The following is a 20083-nucleotide window of genomic DNA, read 5'->3' on the forward strand; positions in this document are numbered from 1 at the left end:
GATTGCTGGGCTGGATGGAGAGCGGGTGGGATGACCTCTCCCGCCCGCCCTCCGTTAAGTTGTGGTTGATGGTGGGATTAGCGCATCTTGGCAATGGTCTGGCGCCGCTCTTCGATCCCCTTGTTGAGGATGGCGATCCCTTTCTGGGATTCGGTCATCGAGTGGGTCAGCGACTTGCGGGCCTGTTGCGGGTTGTGGAAGCCGTCGGAGTTCTCGGCCACCCACCATTCCCAATGGGTGTTGGCTTCGGTGTGGTGCTTGCGGGCTTCGGCCAGCACCTGCTCGGGTACTCCCAGATCCTGGGCCCGGACGAAGGTGTCGATCAACTCGTTGAGCCAGAATTCCGCCTTGTTGATCTTGCCCCGGGTGTAAGCTTTGATGGCTCCAATGGTGTAGAGGGCGCGCTCTTCGTTCCATTCGCTGTGGCACTTCAGGCAGGTGGCCTGGAGATTGTAGCGGGGGCTGGTCTGGAAGTGGGAGGTGTATTCGACTCCGGCCTTGGAGACCAGCCGCGGCATATGGCAATCCTTGCATTCCACTCCGGCCCTTTCATGCTTGGAGTCCCAGAACGTTTCCGTTTCCGGGTGCTGCAGCTTCATCTGGTCGGCGCCGGTGACGGCATTGCGGAAGTCGATGAACTTGAACTCCTCGTACATCCGGCGGTTGTAGTCAAAAACATTGGACCACTGCATCAGGTTGGTCCGCTGATCGGCCATGGTAACCGGTTTGCCGGTTTCGGCGTCGATGCCGGGGTTGCAGTTGTACTCCACGTGGCATTGGGCGCACATCATGGTGGAGTCGGGCTGGCTGAGCAGGCCGATGGCCCGGTAGCCGCCGCGGAATTCAACCTTTTCCACGGTGATCCGCTGGCTCTTCTCCGGATCATGAGGATAGGTGCCCTCGCCCCGGTCGACGATGGCCTGAATCTGGGCGTCACGGGTGATCCGGGGCTGGGTGGAGTGGGGATCGTGGCAGGTGAAGCAGTTCAGGGCATGGTTCAGGCTGCGGGCGAAATCCACCACGTTGGAGGTCCGATCCCACTTGGCCTTGGGATGGGGGTCACCCATGTAGGCCCAGTTGAGGATGTTGTCCTGGGATTTACAGAACATGCAGACCGGGTTGGCCGCGGTGGCGGTCATCTGCATAAAGGGTTTCTGGTTGTTGGTTTCCGGCTCAACATCATAAAGCACTTCCCAGGCTCCCCGTTGGGCGGCGGCGCCATCGCCGATCAGCTCCCAGCTCTTGAGCTGGAAGCGGCCGCCGTAGGCCCGATCCACCAGGAGATGGTCAACCAGCATGAAGACATGGCTGCGGGGTTCGGCGTGTTCACGGGTAAAACCGTGGGGCTTCATCAGGCTGTCGTAACGGGAGGTGCGGCCGGTGGGGTTGGCCTTTTCATGTTTGGGCTCCCGCTCCCAGTTGACCTGGAGCATGGAGTTGAACTGTTCGGCGTGGCATTGACCGCAGGTGCGCTGATCCACCGAGGTGACCGGTTTGTTCATCGGCCCTCGCAGGTGCTGATCGGTTTCGCTGTGGCAGTAACCGCAGTTGATGCCGGCATGTTTGCCGCTGAGGTGAAACTCCTTGATGTTGCCGTGGCACTGGTAGCAGGTGTCGATGTTTACCGGCTTGACCGCCGCCTGGACCCCGGCGGCGCTGATCAGCCCGATTCCCCCCGCCACGGCCAGGGCGGAAAACACTGCCCGAAGAGACTTGCGCTTGCTGTTCATGTTAACCTCCTACCGGTTTTGAACAGTTATCTTGGCGGCGGAGAAACTCCCTCCCCCCCGCCATCCTCTCTCATTTTCCATCTCCATATTATTCGGTTTAGCCGTAAAGATGTGGTAAACATGGGGTAAATTGTTTGCCGGCCGGGAACTTTTTACGTATTACTGTATAGTTAGAATTAATCCTGGCGCGCAATCCTAAAGGTCTCAGTTTACAGTCTGGTGTATCACCTGCTTTTGGTAAAAGTCAAATGACGAATGGTTGTAAGGAAAAGCGGCAACAGCCAAGGGGGTTGGCGGCCCTGCACTTTGCCGGTTTGGAGATCGATCCGCCCCTGCTGCTGGCCCCCATGGCCGGCCTGACCCACTCGGCCCTGCGGCGGCTGCTGTTGGAGCTGGGGGGAGTGGGACTCTTGACCACCGAAATGTTGGCGGCCAAAAGGCTGCCCCACGATAATCCCCGCCTCTCTCCCTACCTGATTCGCCACGAGAGCGAGCGCCCCCTGGCCTATCAGTTGCTGCTGATTCGCCGGGAGGACGCGGCGCCGGCGGTGGAGACCCTGCATCGGCTGGGGGCCGAGGCCATCGATCTCAATCTGGGTTGTCCCGCTCCGGAGATTCGTCGGCTGGGAGGCGGCAGCCGGCTGATGGAGGAACCGGCCGCCGTCGGTCGTCTGGTGCGGGAGGTGCGGCGGCGCACCGGTTTGCCCCTCAGCGCCAAGATTCGCCTGGGGGAGGAGCTGGATCCCCGCCGGTTGCGGGATTTCTGCCTGATGCTGGAGGGGGAGGGGATCGATCTGGTGACCGTCCATGCCCGGCTGCGGGGAGAGTCGTTTGGTCGCAAGCCCCGCTGGGAGTGGGTGGCCAGGGTTAAATCGTGGCTTAAGATCCCGGTGGTGGCCAACGGCGGCATCTTTTCGGTGGCCGAAGCAGCCGAATGCCTGGCGACAACCGGGGCCGATGGTTTGATGATCGGCCGGGCCGCCGCCACCCATCCCTGGATTTTCCGGGAGATTGCCGCTTATTGCGGTTATCCGCCCGCCCCGGAGCCCGACCGGCCCGCCCTTTACCGCCGCTTCATCGCCTTGCTGGAGGAGAGTTTCCCCCCCGAGCGCCGCCTGGGCCGCCTCAAGGAGTTCACCCACTATTACGCCCGCAACTACCGCTTCGGCCATTGGCTGGCCGCGAAGGTCCAGGCCAGTGAGACCATGGAGCAGGCCGTTGAGCGCGCGGCTGAATTCTTCCAGCAGAACAGCCAGTAGACCAGGCCGGGGGCGGGCGAGTCGACGAAGCGCGGTCTAACCGTGGGAGCCGGATCGGTGGCCGCAAGATGGGTTGTGGCCGGTGGTTTGCCAGGGAGTGCAGAGGTTGGCCGGGTCCTGATGGATGGTGATGTCGGCCCCGGGAAAGGTGGCTTCCAGCCGTCGTTGGATCCGGCGGCAGATGGCGTGGGCTTCGAACAGCGGCAGGTGGGCGGCCAGGTCCAGATGAAACTGGATGATCTTGGTCTGGCCCGACTGGCGGGTGCGCAGATCGTGAAAGCCCAGGACCCGCTCCTCGGACAAGGCGATCTCCCGGATCCGGCTTTTGATCTCTTCGGCCAGTTCCCGGTCCATCAGATGCTGGATCGCCTCATGGACGATTTTGCCGGCGCTGTACAGAATATAAAGAGCGATCCCCAGGGCCAGCAGCGGATCGGCCCGCAACCAGCCCTGTTGGGCCAGCAGCAGGGCGGCGATGGTCACCAGGCTGGCCAGGATGTCGGTGACATAATGGAGGGAGTCGGCCTTGATCGCCACCGAGCCGGTGCGGCGCACCACCCGCCGCTGGAAGATCACCAGGGCGATGGTCAACGCCAGGGCGAAGATCATCACCCCCAGCCCGGCATCCAGGTTGTCGAGATCACGGGGGTTGAGCAGCCGGTTGACGGTATAGATGGCCAGGAAAACGGCGCTGCCGGCGATGAATGAGGCCTGGGCCAGTCCGGCCAGGGATTCCGCTTTGCCATGGCCGAAGCGGTGGTCCCGGTCCGCCCCCTTAAGGGAATAGCGGACGGCCAGCAGGTTGATGGCCGAGGCGGCCAGGTCCATCAGGGAGTCCACCAGCGAGGCCAGCAGGCTGGCCGCCCCGGTGAGGTGCCAGGCCACCAGCTTGACGGTGATCAGGATCAGGGCGGTGGCCACCGAAGCGGCGGTCACCAGCTTCAGCAGCCGGGCGTTTTCCTGGAGTTGCTCGCCGCTCATTTCTGTCTACCAGGCGGGTTGAAGTAGCCGAACTCCAGGTGGGGGAACTTTTGGACCAGGGCCCTGTGCCAGGGGGCAATCCCCATGGCGGGACCGGTGGCTTGAAACTCAAGGGCGTCCAGATACCAGTCCATGTCCATATTGAGGTTGCGCAACTGGATAAAGTCGGGCCGGTGGCGGGCGATCAGCTCGCACAGGGCCTCAAACTCCGTCGGATCATCGGAAAAACCCGGCAGGACAAAGTAGTTCAAAGAGACGAATTTCCCGTCCCTCTTCATCAGGTCGATGGACTCTTTGACCTGGGTCAGGTTGAAATCCAGCGGCCGGTAGTAACGCTGGTGGTATCGCTCCTGGGCGCTGTTGAGACTGACCCGGATGGCGTCCAGGCCGGCGGCGCTTAAACGGGCCACCGCCTCGGGCCGCCCGGCATTGGTGTTGCAGTTGATCCGGCCCCGTTGGGTGCGGCGCCGAATCCTGCTGATTGCTTCGGCGATCACTTCGGCCTGGAGCAGGGGTTCCCCTTCGCAACCCTGGCCGAAACTGACCACATGCCCGGTCTTTTCCAGGTGGCTGGTCGCGATTTCGGCGATCTCGGCCGGAGTGGGCACGAAAGCGATCCGTTCCTGGGTGGAGGGGCAGCAGCCCGAGGGCTGCAGGGAGATACAGCCCAGACAGCGGGCGTTGCAAACGGGCGAAGTGGGCAGGGGGGCTTCCCAGCGATCCATGAAATAGTTGACCGCCGCCGGGCAGCCATAGGTGAGGGAGCATTTGCCCAGATGCTGGATCAGGCGGTTGTCGGGCCGGGCCGCCAGCCGGCGCCGGGTTTGGCGGCTGATCTCCCGGGGCCGGTAACGGTTGGGCTCCTGGCGGCGATCATGGTCGCTGCGCCAGGCACAGACCCAGAACCTGCCCCGGTGCCAGCCCACCGCCGTGTAGGCGAAGAGGGGCAGGGCCGGGGCCTGGTCATTGATTTTCTGATATGCGGCCCAGAGGACGGAGGTGTGGGCCGGGGCCATAAAGGCGGCCACCGCCTGGACCGGGGCTCCGGGCTGTTGGGGATCTTCCTCCAGCAGCAGGGGCTCGCCGCTGACCGGGTCAAACCCCACCGGATGCCGATCCGGGAGAACAAAAAGTTCGCTGCCGGCCGGCAGCGGGATCAGGGTTTCCAGGGCGGGAAGCTGGAAATCGCCGCCGCTGCGGCCGGCCATCAGCAGGTCGGGCAGATCCTTGATCCGGCCGGCGGCATCGGCATAAACCAGACTGGGAGTTTTATCGGGCCGGGATGGACGAGGCATTTTAACGGTTTGGCTCCGGTGCTGGTCCCGCATGGCAGGAGTCGGCAGCAACTCCTCCTGGTAAGATTCAAAGCTGTCGGCCCGTGGTCCGAATCAGAAGGGGACGTCGTCACCCATGGAGGGTTCGGGGAAGGGGGGTTCATCGCCGGCCTGGGAACCGTAGCCGCCGCCACTGCCGCCCTTGGGCGAGAGCATTTTCATCTCCCGGGCCACGATTTCAGTGGTGTAACGTTCCGCCCCATCCTTGTCCTGCCACTTCCGGGTCTGAATGCGCCCCTCGATATAAACCCGGGACCCTTTGGAGAGGTATTCGCCGCAGATCTCCCCCAGGCGCTTGAAGGCCACGATCCGGTGCCATTCGGTCTGCTCCTCCTTGCTGCCGTCCTGCTTTTTCCAGGTTTCGGTGGTGGCGATCCGGAAGGAGGCGACGGCATCGCCGCTCTGGGTGTAGCGGACTTCGGGGTCGGCCCCCAAGTTACCGATAAGAATAGCTTTGTTGATCATGATTGCTCCTCGCTGACTTGGTCGATGGAATTGATGGAAGATCCGGGCATTCTAAGAAAGGGCTGATCGACTGTCAACTTGTATAATCAACCCCGGCTCTGCCGCCACGTGGTGGGCCAAGGATAATATTTGACCCTCCCCCCTATCACTGGTAAATTGCCGCGAAATTCACCGTGCATAAGGAGGGAAGGGGATGCAGGAGAATAAAATTTCACTCCCGTTCGGGGTGTTCAACCATGGCCGATGACCGGAAGCTGACAGCCAAGGGACAGACGGCCGGTAAAGCTCTGTTGCGGGCCATTCCCAAAGTGGATGAGGTTTTGGCCTGGTTGGCTGGGGAGAAGGCCCCCTTGCTGCTGGTCAAAGGGGAGGTACGGCGGCTGCTGGAAGAGTTCCGCGGCCGGATTCTGGCCGGGGAGGTGGTGGAGCCCGGAGAACTGGAGCGGGAAAGCTTGCTTCCCCTGCTCCGGGAGCGGATCGGCCGGCGGCTGCGGAACAATTTTCGGCCGGTGATCAATGCCACCGGGGTGGTGGTCCATACCAATCTGGGGCGCTCGCTGTTGCCCGCCGGGGCCATGGCTCAACTGACGGCGGTGGCCGGCAGCTATTCCAATCTGGAGTTTGATCTGACCACCGGCAAGCGGGGCAGCCGTTACAGCCTGGTGGAAGAGTTGCTCTGCGAACTGACCGGGGCCGAAGCGGCCCTGGTGGTCAACAACAATGCCGCCGCGGTGCTGCTGGTGCTGGAAACCCTGGCGGCCGGGCGTGAGGTGATCGTCTCCCGGGGGCAATTGGTGGAGATCGGCGGCTCCTTCCGGATCCCCGACGTGATGGCCCGCAGCGGCGCCCGCCTGGTGGAGGTGGGGGCCACCAATCGCACCCATCTTCGCGATTATCAGCAGGCCATCGGGGAGCAGACCGCCCTCCTGCTCAAGGTTCACACCAGCAACTACCGCCAGATCGGTTTCACCTCCGAGGTGGGAGCCGAGGAGCTGGTGGCCCTGGCCGCCGACCATGGCCTGCCGGTGATGGAGGATCTGGGCAGCGGCTCCCTGGTTGATCTCTCCCGTTTCGGTCTGGCGAAGGAGCCCACGGTGCAGGAGGTGTTGCGGGCCGGAGTTGATGTGGTTACCTTCAGCGGCGATAAACTGCTGGGCGGCCCCCAGGCCGGTCTGATTCTGGGCAAGCGGGAGATCGTTGATCGGGTCAAGAAAAACCCCCTCAACCGGGCCCTGCGAATCGACAAATTCACCCTGGCCGCCCTGGAGTCGGTATTGCGCCTCTATTATGACGAGGAGCGGGCCCGGGTCGAGATTCCCACCCTGCGGATGCTGACCACTCCGACGCCCGAGATCCGGCGGCGGGCCCAGCGCCTGCGCCGGCTGCTGGGCCAGGAAGCGGTCGAGTATTATCGGATCGAGCTGCTGGCCATCGATTCCCGGGTGGGGGGCGGCGCCCTGCCGGAGATGGCCCTGCCCAGTTGGGCCGTGGCCTTAAATCCCCGGACAATTAGCCTGAGCAGGCTGGAAAGGGCTCTGCGGGCCGCCACTCCGCCGGTGATCGGCCGGATCGAAAACGAGCGGTTCCTGCTGGATCTGCGGACCGTGGCCGACCAGGAACTCACCGCCCTGGCCGGGGTTCTGCGTGATGTTCTGCCCAAGGAAGAGGTTTTATGAGTTTACCCCTGTTTGCCCCCGGTCACCAGCGGGGGCTTGATCCTGTCACCGGACTGCCCGATGGGGCGGCCCTGGCCGATTTTCTTGTCGATAAGGGGTCCGATAACGCCGCCCATTCGCCGGTATCGGATTTCCTGCTCCTGCTCGAACTCTACCCCCAGGCCCGCGACGCCCAGCGGAGTCTGGCCGCCATTCAACGTTCCGGGGCTTATCTCCAGGGGCTGTTCGGCTCGGCCTCGCCGCTCTACTCTTTGGGTTTAGGGGTCTTTGCCCTGATCTGGCCCGGAGTTGAACCCGACGAGGCCCGGCGGATGGCCGATATGCTGTTGCGCCGGCTGCGGCGGGAGGAGTTCGGTCGGGCCCATATCGGTTTGGCCCGCCTGCGCCATAACGGCAAGGATGAGGCCGCGGTGGTGGATAAGGCCTGGCAGGCCTTGGCGGTGGCCCGTAAGCGCGGACCATTCGGGTTGTGCGTGGCGGGTAGTCAGCGGATCTTCCCTCCCCTGGGTCCGGCCGAACGGGGCCGTTTGAGTCGCCTCTGGCGTGGCCGGGAACGGTTTGCCCTGCTGGATATCAAGCAAGATCAGCCGGCGGTGAGCAACTATTTCACCAAGCGGGTGCGGGCCGCCTTGCCCCCGGAGACCCCGGTGCTTTTCTTGAATCAGCGGGAGGTGATGGTCTATCTGGAGGGGGGCGACCAGCTGGGGGCCCAGGCCTGGCTGGATCAATTCCGCCGGCGGATGGAGGAGAGTGGCGGACTCACCTTTTCGGTGGGGATCGCCCTCTACCCCTGTCCCGGGTTTCGTAAATCCCAGCTGCCGGTGAACAGCCGCAAGGCCCAGCTCCATGCCGAACTGCTGGGGCCGAACTCGGTGGCGGTGTTCAACGGGATCAGCCTCAATGTCAGCGGCGACGCCTATTACAACGAGGGGGATATCCGCCGGGCGGTGGCGGAATATCGCCAGGGGCTCAACCTGGATCCGGCCAACGTCAACCTGCTCAACAGCCTGGGGGTGGCCCTGGTGCAGCTCAAACAGCCCCGGGCGGCCCTGGCCTGTTTCGAAAAAGCCCTGGCGGCGGAGCCGGAAAATTTCATGGCCCTGTGCAACCTGGGCTTTGTTCATCTCTCCGCCGGGCGGGACCGGGAAGCCATCATCTGTTTTGAGCGGGCTCTGCCGGTCGATGGCGGTTCTTTTGACCTGCTGCTCCAGTTGGGCAGGCTTTACTGCCGTAAGCGGCGTTACGCCGAGGCGGCCGAGCTGTTGCGGCGTTGCCTTGGCGATCCGCAGATCGCGGAGCGGCAGGAGGGCGACCAGGCCGCGGCCCAGCGTCTGCTGAGCCAGGCCCTGTTGGCCCTGGACCAAAAGCGGCCGGCCATGGAGGCGGCCCAGAAGGCGTTGCAGCTCAATCCCCGTGACCCCGAAGCCCTCAGCCTGCTGGGGGAGCTGTATCTGTTGAATGGCGAGGGCGAGGAGATTGCCCTCTCCCTCTGCCGGCAAGCGGTGGAACTTGATGGAGAGCGGGGTGACTGCTGGCGTCGGCTGGGTTGGGTCCATTGGCGCCGGGGCGAAATTGCCGCCGCCGAAGAGGCCTTGGCCCGGGCCTTGCGCCTTTCCCGCCATGATATGGCGGCTGCCGCCTGGCTGGCGGAGATTTACCGCGGCCAGGGCCGGGTGCGCCAGGCGGAGCGGATTGCCGCCCGGGCCGGCAGGATGCGGTGAGTTTTCCCATGACCTTGTCTAAGACAGTAAATCAAAATAACGAGGAAGCAATGATGAAAATAACCAAAGCCGGACTGGTGGATGAGCGGCAGCAGTATTCCCTGGACAACTTCAAGGTGGGTGACTCCTGGCGCCTGTTCAGGATCATGGGGGAGTTTGTCGACGGCTTCGATACCCTGGGTAGCGTTGGCCGGCCGGCGGTCTCGATCTTCGGTTCGGCCCGCACCCCCGTGGATGACAAATATTTCGAGCTGGCCGACAAAATTGCCTACGATCTGGCCATGGCCGGTTACGCCGTAATCACCGGCGGCGGCCCCGGCATCATGGGGGCGGCCAACCGGGGGGCGGCCAAGGCCGAGGGGATCTCCATCGGCCTCAATATCAACCTGCCCTTCGAGCAGGACCCCAATGGCTTTGCCAACGTCCCCCTCAACTTCAAGTATTTCTTCGTCCGCAAGGTTATGTTCATCAAGTACTCCATGGCCTTCATCGGCATGCCCGGCGGCTATGGCACCCTGGACGAGCTTTTCGAATCCCTGACCCTGATGCAGACCCGGCGGATCAAAGCCTTCCCGGTGATTCTGGTGGGCTCCGAGTTCTGGGGCGGACTGGTGGAGTGGATGAAGGAGAAGATGCTCGCCAGCGGCAAGATCGATGCCGATGATCTCCTCTACTTCCAGGTCATGGACGATCCTGAGGAGGTGGTGCGTTATATTAAACGCACCGTGGTGTTGTAGGAGTTTAGCGAATTAGCTTGAAGATCGCCTGGGGGGAGGCGGAGCGGTGGTTGATCGACAGTTCTCCCTCCCGGTAGCTGACCTGCAGCCGCAGGGGTTCTTCCTCGGCCGCCGCCGGAAGGTTGCCGTCGTGGTCCGGTTGCCATCGGGTTCCCAGCTCGTCGGCAATCGGGCCCAGCAGGGCCGGGGGGAGGGCGGCTTCCAGCTCCAGCTCAAGGCCGGTGAGCAGCATGGCCGGATGAAAGAGGCGGGATTGATCTTCATCCTGGCCTCGATAGGCCAGGGAGAGGCGGCCGCCGGCCTGGCCCCCCGGGGCGGAGAGGGCGGCGTTGCTGATCTCCAGAATCGGATCTTTGCTCAGCAGTCTGGGTAGAGCCTCCACCAAAGTTTGGGCGGCTGAAGGCGAGATCTCCCAAGGTTTTTCTCCCCGGGCCACTTCGGCCAGCCAGGGGGTCAGGCTCAGCAGTTTGCTTAAGGCCTGCCGGTCCAGGTTGTGCCAGGCCAGGTCCGCCGCCAGCGACTCATATTCGATCCCTCCGGCCCGCAGGTTGCTGGCGGCCAGGCGTTGGCCGCCCCCCAGGGTTGCTTCCCCGGCCCCATCCCCTTCCACACGGTAATGAAAAACCGTGCTTAAGCTGCCCAGGGCCAGCTGGTAGGGCCCCAGCTCCAGGTGGAGCCGGTCCAGGGTCAGCTCCCCCCGCATACCGCTCAGATCCGCCGGGTAGAGCAGATGGCCGCGTAACGCCCCCAGGCTGGTGGGTTGGCCGGAGGCTGCCGCCGCCGGGGCGAGCTGGAGGAGGGTTTCGGCCCTGCCCCCCAGGGTGATGGTGGTATCGGCAACCAGGACTCTCCCTTGGGGGTCCGGGAGCGGTATTTGGGAGTTGATTGCCGCCAGCAGGGGTTTGCGGGCCGGCAGGCCCCAGCCGGAGGCGCCTCGCAGGGGAAACGGGCCATGCCGGATGCGATGCTTGGCGGTCAGTTGCCAGCGGGGTGTGCCGTCGCGGGCTCGGCCGCGGGGCAACTCCAGGGCGGTCACCGCGATGGAGGAGAAGATCCCCCGGCGGTATTGCAGAATCTCCAGCTCGGCGATGGTTTTACGGTCCAGCTCGCCGATGGTGTGGCGGAAATGTTTTTCAATTCCGCGCCCGGTCCAAAAAGCGCTTCCCGCCAGGAGCAGGAGCAGGCCGGCCAGTAGCGCCGGCAGCAGGCGCTGGATTTTGGGAAGCGGGATGGCCATGGCGGTTTCAGGTCAGTTCAGTGATTATCTTTTGCAGGTCGGGCTGTTGGCGCTCGATTGATTCGACCAGGTGGAATTGATTCAGGGCCCGGCGCAGGTTATGCTGGGGGTCGTCCACTTTAAAATAACGGTTCCCCTCCAGATAGTCGCTGAAAAAACGCAGGCCCAGCTCAAAGGTGATCAGGTGGGCCGCCGGGTAAATGAAGGCGAAGTCGGCGCTGGTCAGCAGGGGGCGCATCTCCTCCAGGTAGCCGCTCAGCAGGGCCCGGGCCAGTTCGAGATCGAATTCCGCCCCCGTCGGGGAGGAGCTGCTTTCCCCGGCCCGGTTGCAGCAGGAGCGCAGACAGTCACCGATATCGTAGTGAATAAGGCCCGGCTTGATGGTGTCGAGATCCACCAGGGCCAGGGCCAGGTCGTTGTCACTGCCGAAGAGAATGTTGTCGAGTTTGGGGTCGCCGTGGATCACCTGTTCCACCAGCAGGCCCCGGGCCCGGGCCTGCTCCAGGGCCAGGGCCTGGCCCTGGAGCCGATGGATGAACTCGCGGCAGAAGACCACCTCCGCCCCATCGTGGCCGGAATCGGCCGGGGTGGGCAAGCCCTGGTAGTGGGCCAGCGCCCAGGGCAGGATATGCAGGGTGGGCAGCGGGTCATGGAGGAGAGCGGGGGGCAGGTCGGCCAGCAGGCGATGGAAGCGGCCCAGGGCGCCACCGGCCTCGAAGGCCTGGCCCTGGTGTTCGATGGCGCTGAGGGTCCGACTGTTTTCGATGAACTCCAGGGCGCGCCAACAGGCCCCCTGTTCATCGTAATGGTAATCCTGCTGTTGCCGGGTGGGCAGCAGTTTGATGGCCTGGCGGCGGATGGCGGCACCGCTTTGCTCCCCTTGCCGGCGCAGATGGTCGCTGACCAGGCGCAGATTCTGGAGCAGGGCCGCCGGTTGGGGGAAAACCGCCGGGTTAAGGCGCTGGAGCAGGAAGGCGGTCCCGTCGCGGCAGCGGACCAGATAACTGTCGTTGATCAGTCCCCGGCCGTGGGGGGTTAGGGCGACAATGTCGTCGGCCGCCGCGAAGCTGGCGGCGATGGTGACGGGGTCGGGCTGGGGGGAGATTGGGTCCTGTTTCACGGTCAGCTCTGCTTACCTGCTGTTACCGCCAATGTCAAGGCGCGTGACCCGATCGGTGGGGGCGGGCGAAGGTGACGATCAGGTGTCGGCCCCGCTTTTGCCAACCCACCGAGCTGGCAAAGCTCTTAATGATGAAGAGCCCCCGGCCGGTTTCGGCGATCAGGCCCTCGTCCCTGGTGGGATCGGGAAGAGCCCGGAAGTTGAAGCCCGCGCCGGCGTCTATCACCTCAAAACAGAAATCATTGGCCAGGCGCCAGCGAAACAGGATGGGCAGGTCGGGCTGCCGGCGGTTGCCGTGTTTCCAGGCATTGATGATCGCCTCACCCAGGACCATGCGGATCTTGGGCAGCACCTCCCCGTAGCCCTGCCGGAGCAGTTCCGGTTCGACCAGCCGCCAGCATGCTTCCACCACCTGGTCGATATCCTGAAACCGGTCGGGCCGGAAGGCGCGCTCGCCGGAGATCACGGCGTCCCTCGGTAATGGATGGCCAGTATGGTGAGATCGTCGGGGAAGCGGATCTGGTTGGAGTTGATCAGCAGCCGCTCCAGCAGGGTGTTCAGGGCTGAATCGTCGGTGGGGAAGCCCTGCTGGGCAAGCAGGGCCAGCAGACCCTGGTTGCCCAGCATCTCTCCATTTTGCTGGTGGTTGTCGATCTCGATGGCGCCGTCGGTGTAGAACAGCAGGCCGTCGCCCGGCTCCAGGGGCAGCCGGTTAACCTGATAGGCATGGTCGGCGAGCAGCCCCAGGGGCAGGCTGGCGGACTTGATCAGTCGGGGCTCTCCCCGGCGGTGCAGAATAAAGGAGGGGCTGCCGGCGGCACAGAGATGGGCCGCCTGATCCTTTAGGTCGATCAGGCCGAAAAGCCCGGTGGCGAAGGATTCGCCGTCCCGCAACAGGGAGCAGAGTGTGTGGTTGATGGCCTCGACCAGGGTGGCCGGCTGGGTCAGCAGATGGCGGTTGCTCTCCCACAGGGAGTGGAGATGCATGGTGTAGAGCCCGGCGGCGGTGCCGTGGCCCATCAGATCGGCAATACAGAAGGCGTAGCGCTGGTCGTCCAGCTTTTCCACCGTGTAATAATCGCCCCCCAGCACTCCGTGGGGCAGGTATTTGGCGGTAAAGCCCAGGCGGGGATGATCGTTGGGGGGCAGCTGCATGGAGCGGGCCTGGATCAGCTTGGCCCGCTCCAGGTCGCGGATCTCGGCCGAATAGTCCCGGAAAACCTCCACCCCCCCGATCACCTGGCCCTGCTGGTCGTAAATGGGTGAGACATTGACCTGGACCGGAAGCCGCCGACCCTCCCGGTTGACCAGAAACAGCAGGCTGGGGGAGGTGGTGGCGGTGCCGGTGACCATGGCCCGGTGCAGGGGGCAGCGCTCCTTGCCGCAGAGGAGATGACCATCCTTGTCGGTGTGGCAAAGCAGATCATCATGGCATCTCCTGCCCAGGACCTCCCGGGTCCGCCAGCCGGTGATCCGCTCGGCCGCCCGATTCCAGTAAACGATTTTCCGTTGCCGGTCGGTGACATAAACCCCGTCGCCGATCGCCTGCAGAATCTGCTGGGCGGAGTAGGGGAGCAGCCCGGGCTCGCCGTTGCCGGGGAGGTCGGCCGGTGACGGACAAGGGCAGGTTGGTTCTATTTTTGGCATGGGCGGGGCTCCGGGATGATCTGGGCGGGGAAACCGTCACCGGTCAACGTTGCCGTTTGGTGCCTTGAATGTTATCTTGAGTTTGTTTAAGGTCAAGATATTTTTGCCAAAATCTGGCGCTAAAACCTTGAAAAATATGCAGTGGACGGGTAGGGATTCATAATAGTTATTTTCAGCGACTATGCTGATAATTCCCGAGGGCCAAGGCCGGGAGGGAGCGCTACGCGAAATGCACGAGATGTCCATTGCCATAAGTATCGTCGAGCTGGCGGAGCGAGAAGCGCGGTTGGCCGGGGCCCGGCGGATCAGGCTGGTCGAGGTGGAGGTGGGGGCCCTGGCCGGCGTGATGAGTGACGCTTTGCGGTTCTGCTTTGCGGCGGCCTGCCGGGAAACCTTGGCCGACGGGGCGGAACTGCGGGTGGTGGAGGTGGCGGGCCGGGGGGTCTGCGCCAGTTGCCGGCGATCCGGGGCCATGGCCGAAGCGATGGCGCTTTGTCCGGTCTGCGGGGGGATCATGCGGGCCAGCGGCGGCCGGGAGTTGCGCCTGGCCGCCATCGAAGTTGATGATTGAACGGCAAGGGAGGGAGAGATGTGTGACGATTGCGGCTGCCACCATGGCGATGATCAGGTGACCATTACCGGGCCGGCCGGGCGGCGCCTGCGGGTGGAAAAGGAGGTTCTGGGGCTCAATGACGCCCAGGCCGCCCATAATCGGGAGCATTTCCGGCGTCGGCGGATCCTGGCCCTCAACTTGGTCAGCTCGCCGGGTTCCGGCAAAACCACCCTCCTGGAGCGGACCATCCTGGGCCTGGCCGCCGGGCCCCCCCTGGCGGTGATCGAGGGGGACCAGCAGACCCTGCTCGATGCCCAGCGGATCGAGCGGACCGGGGCGCCGGTGGTACAGATCAACACCGGGGCTGGTTGCCATCTCGACGCCGCCATGGTCCATCAGGCCCTGCATCGCCTGGAGCTGGAGGACAACTCGCTGCTCTTCATTGAAAATGTCGGCAACCTGGTTTGTCCGGCCATGTTTGACCTGGGCGAGGCGGCCAAGGTGGTGATCATCAGTGTCACCGAGGGTGAGGACAAGCCCCTGAAATACCCCGCCATGTTCGCCGCCGCCGGGGTTTGCCTGATCAACAAGATAGATCTCCTGCCCCACCTGGATTTTTCGGTGAGCCGCTGCCTGGAGTATGCCCGGGGGGTTAATCCCGCCCTGCGGTTTTTCACCCTCTCGGCCCGCAGCGGCGAGGGGATGGAGGCCTGGTTGGCCTGGTTGCGCGCGGAACACGCGCGGCAAGGGGCTTTGGGGCTTGATGGCTGAATCGGCAGCGGAGACCGGGGTGGAGCTGACCGGCCGGGAGCCACGTCGGCGCTGGTGCCTGCGGCTTGGCGGCATCGTCCAGGGGGTGGGGTTTCGCCCCTTTGTCCATCGCCTGGCCCACCGTTATGCCTTGGGCGGGCGGGTGTACAACGATGCCGCCGGGGTGGTGATCGAGGTGGAGGGACCGGTCGCTGATCTGACCGCCTTTGCCGCCGCGCTGGTCGCCGAGCCGCCCCCCGCCGCCCAGATCGGCGAGCTCAGCCGCCGACCGGTGGAGCCGGTGGGGGAGATAACCTTTATCGTCGAAGCTTCCGCCGCCGCCGGTCCGGGTCGGGCCGGGGTGGCCCCCGACCTGGCCCTCTGCGCCGACTGCCACCATGAGCTGCTGGACCCCAGCGACCGCCGTTACCGCTACCCCTTCATCAATTGCAGCAACTGCGGTCCCCGCTACACCATCATCGAAAAAATCCCCTATGATCGGCCCAACACCTCCATGGCGGCCTTCACCATGTGCCCGGCCTGCCGGGCCGAATATGAAGATCCGAGTCAGCGCCGCTTCCATGCCCAACCCAACGCCTGCCCCCTCTGCGGCCCCCGCTTAAGCCTGCTGCTGGCAACCCCGGCGGGGGATTTTCAGCCTTTGGGCGGCGGGGCGAGCGGGACAAAGAGCCCGGCGGATGCCGAGTCGGCCATGGCCCGGCAACTGTTGCGGGAGGGCAAGGTCGTGGCCATAAAGGGGATCGGCGGCTTTCACCTGGTGGTGGCGGCCGACAACGAACAGGCGGTGCAAACCCTGCGGCGGCGCAAGGGGAGGGGGCAAAAACCCCTGGCCCTGATGGCTCGGGATCTGGCCACGGCCAAAGCCCTTGTCCACTTGAACCCGGACGAGGAAGCGGCCCTGACCAGTCCGGCTCGGCCCATTCTGCTGGCGGTGAAAAAAACGGGGCGGGGACTGGCGGCGGTGGCCCCCGGCAACAACCGCTTCGGGGTGATGCTGCCCTATGCCCCGCTCCACCATCTGCTGCTGGGGGATGATCTGCCGCTCTTGGTGATGACCAGCGCCAATCGCGGCGGGGAACCGATCTGTATCGGCAACCAGGAGGCACAACGGCGGCTGGCCGGGATCGCCGACGCCATTCTGTTGCATGACCGGGAGATTTTGCGCGGCAATGACGATTCGGTGCTGATGGTGCCGGATGCCGCCGCAGCTCCCATTTTTCTCCGCCGGGGCCGGGGGCATGCCCCCGGCATCCTGCCCCGGCTCCACGATGGGCCGCCGGTGCTGGGGGTGGGGGGTGAGCTGAAAAATACGCTCTGCCTGGCGGGTCCGGAGCGGGTGGTTTTGAGCCAGCACCTTGGTGATCTGCAAAATCTGGAAACCTACCAAGTCTTTTGCCGTACCGTCGCCGACCTGACCCAACTTTTCGCCCTCACCCCGGGGATGGTGGCCTGCGATCTCCATCCCGACTACCTTGCCAGCCGTTGGGCCCGGCAATGGGCCGAGGAGCAGGGGGTGCCCCTGGTGACGGTCCAGCACCACCACGCCCATCTGGCCGCCGCTCTGGCCGAGCATCGCCATGATGGCCCGGCCATCGGCCTGATTCTCGACGGTACCGGTTACGGTTCCGATGGCACCATCTGGGGGGGGGAGATCCTGCTGGGGGACGCCGCCTCCTTTAGCCGCTTCGGCCACCTGGAAACCCTGCTCCTGCCCGGCGGGGAGGCCGCGGTCAAAGAGCCTTGGCGAACGGGTCTGGCCTACCTGGAGCAGGCTTTTGCCGGGGATATTCCCCGGCTGCCCTGGCTGGCGGCCCCCGCTACCGGGGAGTTTCCCCGCCAGCAGGAGTTGCTGCTGGCCATGCTGCACAAAAAAATCAACTGCCCTGCCACCAGCAGTTGCGGCCGTCTCTTCGACGCGGTGGCGGCCATCGGCGGAGTTTGCCTTCGGATCAGCTATGAGGCCCAGGCCGCCATCGAGCTGATGCAGCTGGGTGGTGGCCTGGCCGGTCCCGATTATGACTGGGGCCTGGAGGAGGAGGGTGAGGGGATAGTGCTTGCCATTCGCCCCCTGGTGCGGGATATTGCCCGGGCGGTGGCGGCCGGGGAGGAGATCGGCCGGATCAGCCGGCGTTTTCACTACACTTTGGTCCAGCTTTTTGCCGCCGGCGTGGCGCGGGCGGCGGCGGTGAGTGGGCTGAAAACGGTGGTTCTTGCCGGCGGGGTGATGCAGAATGAGATAATACTGCGGGGGCTGGAGCGGGAACTGGCGGCGGCGGGTTTTAAGGTGCTGATCCCCCGGAGCCTGCCGCTCAACGACGGCGGCATCGCCTACGGGCAGGTGGCGGTGGCGATCGCGCGGTCAGCAAAAACATAGGGTGAAGAGATGTGTCTGGCGGTCCCGGGTCGGGTGGTGGAAATTTTTGTGGAGAATGGACTCCGGATGGGGCATGTCGATTATGCCGGGGCCTTGAGCAAGGTCTGCCTGGAGTACGTGCCGGAGATCGCCATCGGTGATTATACCGTGGTGCATGCCGGCTTTGCCCTTTCGATCCTCGACGCGGAGGAGGCGGCTAAAAGTTTTGAGGTCTGGCGGGAGTTGCAGGCGACGGCGGCCCGGGAGGGGGTCGATCTCTTCGGCCGCCCCCTGGAGAAGGATGGGGCCGAATGAAATTCCTCGACGAATACCGGGACCCGGAGCTGGCCCGGGGCCTGTTGGCCCGGATTGGCGCCAGCGTCAGCCGCCCCTGGGTGATCATGGAGATCTGCGGGGGGCATACCCACGCCATTATTCGCCACGGCCTGGACCGGCTGCTGCCGCCGGAAATCGAACTGGTTCACGGTCCGGGCTGCCCGGTCTGCGTGACCCCCGTAGCCCTGATCGACCGGGCCATCGCCTTGGCCCGGCGGCCGGAAGTTATTTTTACCAGCTTTGGCGATATGTTGCGGGTGCCGGGCAGTGCCACCGGCGGCTTACCCGCCAGCCTGCAGCAGGCCCGGGCCGCCGGGGCCGAGGTGCGGATGCTCTATTCGCCGCTGGAGGCGGTGGAGTTGGCCCGGAAAAATCCCGACCGCCAAGTGGTCTTTTTCGCGGTGGGTTTTGAAACCACCGCCCCCGGCAACGCCATGGCGGCCTTGCAGGCTTCCCGCCTGGGGCTCGATAATTTCAGCCTGCTGGTCAGCCATGTGCTGGTGCCGCCGGCCATCGCCGCCCTGCTGGCCGCCCCCGACAACCGGGTCCAGGCCTTCCTCGCCGCCGGCCATGTCTGCACGGTGATGGGCTGGGAAGAGTATGAACCGCTGGTGGCCCGCCATCGGGTGCCCATGGTGGCGGCCGGTTTTGAGCCGGTGGATATCCTGGCCGCCATCCTGATGCTGGTTGAGCAGCTGGAAGCGGGCCGGGCGACGGTGGCCAATGAGTATACCCGTTCGGTGCGCCGCCAGGGGAATCCGGCGGCCCGCGAGGCGGTGGCGCGGGTGTTTCAGGTAAGCGACCGGGAATGGCGGGGCCTGGGCATTATCCCCCAGAGCGGTTTGGCCCTGCGGTCGGAATTTGCCGCCTTCGACGCCCAGCAACGCTTTGAGCCGTCGGCTTGCCCGGTCCCGACAGATTCACTTTGCCTCGGCGGCGAGATTCTGCGGGGGGTGAAAAAACCGCCCCAATGTCCGGCCTTTGGTCGTGAATGCCGGCCGGAACATCCCCTGGGCGCGACCATGGTTTCCAGTGAAGGCGCTTGCAGTGCTTACTACCAGGCGGGCAAGCGCGGGGTGGCAGCGTGAAGAGGGTCAAGTCGGAGAATTTTTTCTGCCCCTTGCCGCTGGCCGGTGGCGAGACGGTGCAGCTGGCCCATGGCGGCGGCAGCCGGATGGCCGCTGAACTGATCGAAAAGCTGCTGGTGCCGGGCTTTGACGATCCGGTTCTCTCCCGTCTGGAGGATCAGGCCACCCTGGATCTGGTCCTGGCTCCGGGTGAGCGGCTGGCCTTTACCACCGATTCCTTCGTGGTCGATCCCCTCTTTTTCCCCGGCGGCAGCATCGGCGAGCTGGCGATCAACGGCACCATCAACGATCTGGCCATGGGTGGGGCCCGGCCGCTCTATCTCTCGGTGGCCCTGATCATCGAGGAGGGCTTGCCCCTGGCCGATCTTGAGCGGGTGCTGGCCGCCATGGCCACGGCGGCCCGGGCCGCGGGCGTCCGGGTGGTTACCGGTGATACCAAGGTGGTGGGCCGGGGGGCCTGCGACAAGCTCTTTATCAATACCAGCGGAATCGGCCTGGTGCCGGTGGGGGTTGACCTCTCCGCCGCCAATTTGCGGCCCGGCGACCGGATTATTCTCTCCGGCACCATGGCCGATCACGGTATGGCGATCATGAGCTGCCGGGAGGGTTTGAGCTTTGTCAGCCCCCTGGCCAGCGATACCGCCGCCCTCCACGGTCTGGTGGCGGCGATGCTGGCGGTGGCGCCCCCGGCCGCCGGCGGCCTGCGGGCGATGCGCGATCCCACCCGGGGAGGGGTGGCGGCGGTGTTGAGTGAGCTGGCCCGGGCCTCCCGGGTCGGGGTGGTGATCGCCGAGGAGCGGTTGCCGGTGGCTCCCCCGGTGCGGGGGGGCTGCGAGGTTCTGGGAATTGACCCCCTCTTTGTCGCCAACGAGGGCAAACTGCTGGCGGCGGTGGCGGCGGAGCGGGCCGATGAGCTGCTGGCCGCCATGCGGGCCCATCCCTTGGGGAGAGAGGCCGCGATCATCGGCGAGGTGACGGCGGCCAACCCCGGGCTGGTGGCCCTGCGCACCATTCTGGGAACCAGCAGGATTATCGATCTGCCCGCCGGTGAACAGTTGCCGCGGATCTGTTGAAC

At 64.7% G+C, this 20083-nt stretch carries 18 protein-coding genes; 10 read left to right on the top strand and 8 right to left on the bottom strand.

From position 1 onward, the window contains the following. Window positions 1-77: 77 nt before the first annotated feature. Window positions 78-1730 carry an ammonia-forming cytochrome c nitrite reductase subunit c552 gene (locus tag ACHHRT_RS03910; RefSeq protein ID WP_395497899.1) on the bottom strand — a complete coding sequence of 551 codons (1653 nt, stop codon included), beginning with the start codon at window positions 1728-1730 and terminating at the stop codon, window positions 78-80. A gap of 248 nt (window positions 1731-1978) precedes the next feature. Between ACHHRT_RS03910 and ACHHRT_RS03915 the strand changes: the two genes are divergently transcribed. Then, window positions 1979-2989 (top strand): tRNA dihydrouridine synthase, encoded by a 1011-nt coding sequence (locus tag ACHHRT_RS03915; RefSeq protein ID WP_395497901.1) that lies wholly within the window; start codon window positions 1979-1981, stop codon window positions 2987-2989. A gap of 36 nt (window positions 2990-3025) precedes the next feature. Here the strand turns inward: ACHHRT_RS03915 and ACHHRT_RS03920 are convergent, their stop codons facing one another. The 3 genes from ACHHRT_RS03920 to ACHHRT_RS03930 form a co-directional block, all read right to left on the bottom strand. Further along, window positions 3026-3970, bottom strand: a complete 945-nt coding sequence (locus ACHHRT_RS03920) for a cation diffusion facilitator family transporter (protein ID WP_395497903.1) — start codon at window positions 3968-3970, stop codon at window positions 3026-3028. Further along, complete coding sequence (locus tag ACHHRT_RS03925) at window positions 3967-5265, bottom strand: radical SAM protein (protein WP_395497905.1); 1299 nt, start codon at window positions 5263-5265, stop codon at window positions 3967-3969. The genes ACHHRT_RS03920 and ACHHRT_RS03925 overlap by 4 nt, the downstream gene beginning before the upstream one ends. Before the next feature lie 93 nt (window positions 5266-5358). Then, window positions 5359-5769: a single-stranded DNA-binding protein gene (locus tag ACHHRT_RS03930; protein ID WP_395497907.1), complete on the bottom strand. Its 411-nt coding sequence runs from the start codon at window positions 5767-5769 to the stop codon at window positions 5359-5361. A 236-nt stretch (window positions 5770-6005) separates the two neighbouring features. Between ACHHRT_RS03930 and selA the strand changes: the two genes are divergently transcribed. Genes selA through ACHHRT_RS03945 form a run of 3 tightly spaced genes read left to right on the top strand, consistent with a single transcriptional unit; the run spans window position 6006 to window position 9903 of the window. After that, the gene (selA, locus tag ACHHRT_RS03935) at window positions 6006-7445 is read left to right on the top strand and encodes an L-seryl-tRNA(Sec) selenium transferase (RefSeq protein WP_395497909.1); all 1440 of its coding nucleotides are present in this window, start codon (window positions 6006-6008) and stop codon (window positions 7443-7445) included. Beyond that, entirely contained in the window at window positions 7442-9166 is a 1725-nt protein-coding gene (locus ACHHRT_RS03940) for a tetratricopeptide repeat-containing diguanylate cyclase (protein ID WP_395497911.1), read from the top strand. Before selA ends, ACHHRT_RS03940 begins: the two co-directional genes overlap by 4 nt. Before the next feature lie 50 nt (window positions 9167-9216). Then, window positions 9217-9903, top strand: coding sequence for an LOG family protein (locus ACHHRT_RS03945; RefSeq protein ID WP_395497913.1), 687 nt, complete (start codon window positions 9217-9219; stop codon window positions 9901-9903). Window positions 9904-9907: 4 nt separating this feature from the next. On the opposite strand, the gene ACHHRT_RS03950 is transcribed toward ACHHRT_RS03945, so the two are convergent. Genes ACHHRT_RS03950 through ACHHRT_RS03965 form a run of 4 tightly spaced genes read right to left on the bottom strand, consistent with a single transcriptional unit; the run spans window position 9908 to window position 13907 of the window. Beyond that, complete coding sequence (locus tag ACHHRT_RS03950) at window positions 9908-11140, bottom strand: DUF945 family protein (RefSeq protein WP_395497915.1); 1233 nt, start codon at window positions 11138-11140, stop codon at window positions 9908-9910. Between the two features lie 7 nt (window positions 11141-11147). After that, a complete protein-coding gene (locus tag ACHHRT_RS03955; protein ID WP_395497917.1) occupies window positions 11148-12260 on the bottom strand; it encodes a phosphotransferase enzyme family protein in 1113 nt (370 codons plus the stop codon). Between the two features lie 34 nt (window positions 12261-12294). After that, window positions 12295-12726, bottom strand: coding sequence for an ATP-binding protein (locus ACHHRT_RS03960; protein WP_395497919.1), 432 nt, complete (start codon window positions 12724-12726; stop codon window positions 12295-12297). Next, window positions 12723-13907: a SpoIIE family protein phosphatase gene (locus ACHHRT_RS03965; RefSeq protein WP_395497921.1), complete on the bottom strand. Its 1185-nt coding sequence runs from the start codon at window positions 13905-13907 to the stop codon at window positions 12723-12725. Before ACHHRT_RS03965 ends, ACHHRT_RS03960 begins: the two co-directional genes overlap by 4 nt. A 181-nt stretch (window positions 13908-14088) precedes the next feature. Between ACHHRT_RS03965 and ACHHRT_RS03970 the strand changes: the two genes are divergently transcribed. From ACHHRT_RS03970 to hypE, 6 genes are read left to right on the top strand one after another with little or no spacing between them, the layout of a single operon-like run. Further along, window positions 14089-14478: a hydrogenase maturation nickel metallochaperone HypA/HybF gene (locus ACHHRT_RS03970; protein ID WP_395497923.1), complete on the top strand. Its 390-nt coding sequence runs from the start codon at window positions 14089-14091 to the stop codon at window positions 14476-14478. An 18-nt stretch (window positions 14479-14496) separates the two neighbouring features. Then, window positions 14497-15231 (top strand): hydrogenase nickel incorporation protein HypB, encoded by a 735-nt coding sequence (gene hypB, locus ACHHRT_RS03975; RefSeq protein WP_395497925.1) that lies wholly within the window; start codon window positions 14497-14499, stop codon window positions 15229-15231. Continuing rightward, on the top strand, window positions 15224-17605 hold the full coding sequence (hypF, locus tag ACHHRT_RS03980) for a carbamoyltransferase HypF (protein ID WP_395497927.1): 2382 nt from the start codon (window positions 15224-15226) through the stop codon (window positions 17603-17605). The genes hypB and hypF overlap by 8 nt, the downstream gene beginning before the upstream one ends. Before the next feature lie 9 nt (window positions 17606-17614). Beyond that, entirely contained in the window at window positions 17615-17899 is a 285-nt protein-coding gene (locus ACHHRT_RS03985) for a HypC/HybG/HupF family hydrogenase formation chaperone (RefSeq protein ID WP_395497929.1), read from the top strand. Further along, window positions 17896-19008 carry a hydrogenase formation protein HypD gene (gene hypD, locus ACHHRT_RS03990; protein WP_395497931.1) on the top strand — a complete coding sequence of 371 codons (1113 nt, stop codon included), beginning with the start codon at window positions 17896-17898 and terminating at the stop codon, window positions 19006-19008. The genes ACHHRT_RS03985 and hypD overlap by 4 nt, the downstream gene beginning before the upstream one ends. Then, window positions 19005-20081, top strand: a complete 1077-nt coding sequence (gene hypE / locus ACHHRT_RS03995) for a hydrogenase expression/formation protein HypE (protein ID WP_395497933.1) — start codon at window positions 19005-19007, stop codon at window positions 20079-20081. Before hypD ends, hypE begins: the two co-directional genes overlap by 4 nt. Window positions 20082-20083: the final 2 nt, after the last annotated feature.

Source organism: Desulfurivibrio modestus (assembly GCF_044068625.1).
Classification (GTDB): domain Bacteria; phylum Desulfobacterota; class Desulfobulbia; order Desulfobulbales; family Desulfurivibrionaceae; genus Desulfurivibrio.

Bases quoted from the DNA above. Each gene is read 5' to 3' on its own strand.
- ACHHRT_RS03910 (WP_395497899.1), bottom strand. From the start codon at position 1,730: ATGAACAGCAAGCGCAAGTCTCTTCGGGCAGTGTTTTCCGCCCTGGCC.
- ACHHRT_RS03915 (WP_395497901.1), top strand. From the start codon at position 1,979: ATGACGAATGGTTGTAAGGAAAAGCGGCAACAGCCAAGGGGGTTGGCG.
- ACHHRT_RS03920 (WP_395497903.1), bottom strand. From the start codon at position 3,970: ATGAGCGGCGAGCAACTCCAGGAAAACGCCCGGCTGCTGAAGCTGGTG.
- ACHHRT_RS03925 (WP_395497905.1), bottom strand. From the start codon at position 5,265: ATGCCTCGTCCATCCCGGCCCGATAAAACTCCCAGTCTGGTTTATGCC.
- ACHHRT_RS03930 (WP_395497907.1), bottom strand. From the start codon at position 5,769: ATGATCAACAAAGCTATTCTTATCGGTAACTTGGGGGCCGACCCCGAA.
- selA (WP_395497909.1), top strand. From the start codon at position 6,006: ATGGCCGATGACCGGAAGCTGACAGCCAAGGGACAGACGGCCGGTAAA.
- ACHHRT_RS03940 (WP_395497911.1), top strand. From the start codon at position 7,442: ATGAGTTTACCCCTGTTTGCCCCCGGTCACCAGCGGGGGCTTGATCCT.
- ACHHRT_RS03945 (WP_395497913.1), top strand. From the start codon at position 9,217: ATGATGAAAATAACCAAAGCCGGACTGGTGGATGAGCGGCAGCAGTAT.
- ACHHRT_RS03950 (WP_395497915.1), bottom strand. From the start codon at position 11,140: ATGGCCATCCCGCTTCCCAAAATCCAGCGCCTGCTGCCGGCGCTACTG.
- ACHHRT_RS03965 (WP_395497921.1), bottom strand. From the start codon at position 13,907: ATGCCAAAAATAGAACCAACCTGCCCTTGTCCGTCACCGGCCGACCTC.
- ACHHRT_RS03970 (WP_395497923.1), top strand. From the start codon at position 14,089: ATGCTGATAATTCCCGAGGGCCAAGGCCGGGAGGGAGCGCTACGCGAA.
- hypB (WP_395497925.1), top strand. From the start codon at position 14,497: ATGTGTGACGATTGCGGCTGCCACCATGGCGATGATCAGGTGACCATT.
- hypF (WP_395497927.1), top strand. From the start codon at position 15,224: ATGGCTGAATCGGCAGCGGAGACCGGGGTGGAGCTGACCGGCCGGGAG.
- ACHHRT_RS03985 (WP_395497929.1), top strand. From the start codon at position 17,615: ATGTGTCTGGCGGTCCCGGGTCGGGTGGTGGAAATTTTTGTGGAGAAT.
- hypD (WP_395497931.1), top strand. From the start codon at position 17,896: ATGAAATTCCTCGACGAATACCGGGACCCGGAGCTGGCCCGGGGCCTG.